Origin of the sequence: Methylopila musalis (genome assembly GCF_042679725.1) — a bacterium.
GTDB lineage: Bacteria > Pseudomonadota > Alphaproteobacteria > Rhizobiales > Methylopilaceae > Methylopila > Methylopila musalis.
On sequence record NZ_JBHTMX010000294.1, the window covers coordinates 1 to 2,430 of the forward strand.

The window sequence follows — 2,430 nt, forward strand, 5'->3', positions numbered from 1 at the left end:
CGCGCCGGCCGCGCGCCGGACGAGGCCCGGGCGCTGGCGGAGGAAACCGTGGCCGGCGTCCAGGGCGCGATCACGCTCGCCCGCGCGCTGGACGATCCGGCCGTGTTCGCCCGCAGTCTTGCAGGAATGCGGCGGCGGCTGGCGTGACGCCGGCTGTAGCGCGGCGCGTCGTCAGGCCCTGAGAGCGGCGACGCCCTTGGGGCCGAGCGCCGCAAGCGCGCTCGCCGCGATGGCGCGGCCGTCGAGCCCGGCCTCGGCCAGCTGGACCTCGGGCTTGTCGTGGTCCTGAAACCGGTCCGGCAGGGTCAGCGTGCGCACCTTGAGCCCACGATCGAGCGCGCCCTCGCCCGCGAGAAGCTGGAGCACCATGGCGCCGAAGCCGCCGCCGGAGCCTTCCTCCACCATCATCAGCAGCTCGTGCCCGCGGGCGAGCCGCAGGATCAGGTCGCGGTCCAGAGGCTTGGCGAAGCGGGCGTCCGCGACGGTGGTGGAGACGCCGAGCAGCGCCAGCTCCTCCGCCGCCTCGAGCGCGGCGGCGAGCCGCGTGCCGAGCGACAGCAGCGCCACGGTGGAGCCTTCGCGCAGCACCCGGCCCCGACCGAGAGCGAGAACCTCGCCGCGCGCCGGAAGCTCCACGCCGACGCCCTCGCCGCGCGGGTAGCGGAAGGCGATCGGGCCGTCGTCATAGGCCGCGGCGGTCGCCACCATGTGCACCAGCTCCGCCTCGTCGGCCGGCGCCATGATCGCCATGTCCGGCAGGCAGCCGAGATAGGCCACGTCATAGGCGCCCGCATGGGTCGCGCCATCGGCGCCCACGAGGCCTGCGCGGTCGATGGCGAAGCGCACCGGCAGGTTCTGGATCGCCACGTCGTGGACGACCTGATCGTAGGCGCGCTGCAGGAAGGTGGAGTACAGCGCGCAGAACGGCTTCAGCCCCTCCGCCGCAAGTCCGGCGGCGAAGGTGACCGCGTGCTGCTCGGCGATGCCGACGTCGAAGGTGCGGGAGGGGAACGCCTGCTCGAACAGATCGAGCCCGGTGCCGCCCGGCATGGCGGCGGTGATGGCGACCACGCGCTCGTCGCGCCGCGCCTCGTCCACCAGCGCCTCGGCGAACACGCGGGTGTAGGTGGGCGCGTTGGCCTTGGGCTTGGCCTGCGCCCCCGACACCACGTCGAAGGCGGACACGCCGTGATACTTGTCGGCGGAGGCCTCCGCCGGGGCGTAGCCCTTGCCCTTCTGGGTGACCACGTGGATCAGGATCGGGCCCTGATCCGCGTCCCGCACGTTCTTCAGGACGGGCAGCAGGTGCTCCAGATTGTGGCCGTCGATCGGGCCGACATAGTAAAAGCCGAGCTCCTCGAACAGGGTGCCGCCCATGGCGAGGCCGCGGGCGTATTCCTCGGCCCGGGCGGCGCCGCGCTCCACGAAGCGCGGCAGGCGCTTGGCGAGGCCCCGGCCGATCTCCCGCAGCGACAGATAGGTGCGCCCGGACACGAGGCGCGCCAGATAGGCGGACATGGCCCCCGTCGGCGGCGCGATCGACATGTCGTTGTCGTTGAGGATGACCACCAGCCGCGAGCCCAGAGCGCCGGCGTTGTTCATGGCCTCATAGGCCATCCCTGCCGACATGGCGCCGTCGCCGATGACGCAGACCACCCGGTTGTCGTCGCCCTTCAGGTCGCGCGCCACCGCCATGCCGAGCCCGGCCGAGATGGAGGTGGAGGAATGCCCCGCGCCGAACGGATCGAACGCGCTTTCGGACCGCTTGGTGAAGCCGGACAGGCCGCCGCCCTTGCGCAGGGTGCGGATGCGGTCGCGCCGCCCGGTGAGAATCTTGTGCGGATAGACCTGATGGCCCACGTCCCAGATCAGCCGGTCGCGCGGCGTGTCGAACACGTGGTGCAGCGCCACCGTCAGCTCCACCACGCCGAGCCCTGCGCCGAGATGACCGCCCGTCACCGAGACGGCGTCGATCGTCTCGCGCCGCAGTTCGGCGGCGAACTGGTCGAGCTGGTCTTCGGGCAGACGGCGCAGATCCTCCGGCGTGCGAACGGCGTCGAGCAGGGGCGTTGCGGAGGTTTCGGTCACGGCGGGAGAAGCGTCCTCGCGGTTAACAAGAGCCGAGCGTTACACCACAGCCGTAACGCGCGCAAACGTCGACCAAAGACGGTCTTGGCCGAAAGCCGGCTTGCGCCGGGACCGTATCGCCCCAGTTTTCATGTGATGAAAACCAGCCGAAGGCTTGCGTTCCTGCTTGGCGGCGCGCTGGTCGCGGGGGCTCTGGCGGCGCCCGTGACCGGCGTCGCGCCCGCGGAGGCGCGGGAGACCCGCCCGCTGTTCTCGCTGCCGAAGCAGTTTCGGGCGCCGTGGTCCGAGTCTGGCCGCCCCGCGCGAAAGACGCGTCGGTCCCCGCGCGCCGCCCGCGTTGCG

The 2,430-nt window shown here is 72.1% G+C and carries 2 protein-coding genes; one reads left to right on the top strand and one right to left on the bottom strand.

All coding sequences use genetic code 11. From position 1 onward, the window contains the following. Nucleotides 1-171 precede the first annotated feature (171 nt). Nucleotides 172-2,088: a 1-deoxy-D-xylulose-5-phosphate synthase gene (gene dxs / locus ACFQ4O_RS16875; RefSeq protein ID WP_378777439.1), complete on the bottom strand. Its 1,917-nt coding sequence runs from the start codon at nucleotides 2,086-2,088 to the stop codon at nucleotides 172-174. 135 nt (nucleotides 2,089-2,223) lie between these two features. Here dxs and ACFQ4O_RS16880 point away from each other — a divergent pair. Further along, a partial coding sequence (locus ACFQ4O_RS16880; RefSeq protein WP_378777441.1) for a hypothetical protein occupies nucleotides 2,224-2,430 on the top strand: 207 nt, incomplete at its 3' end.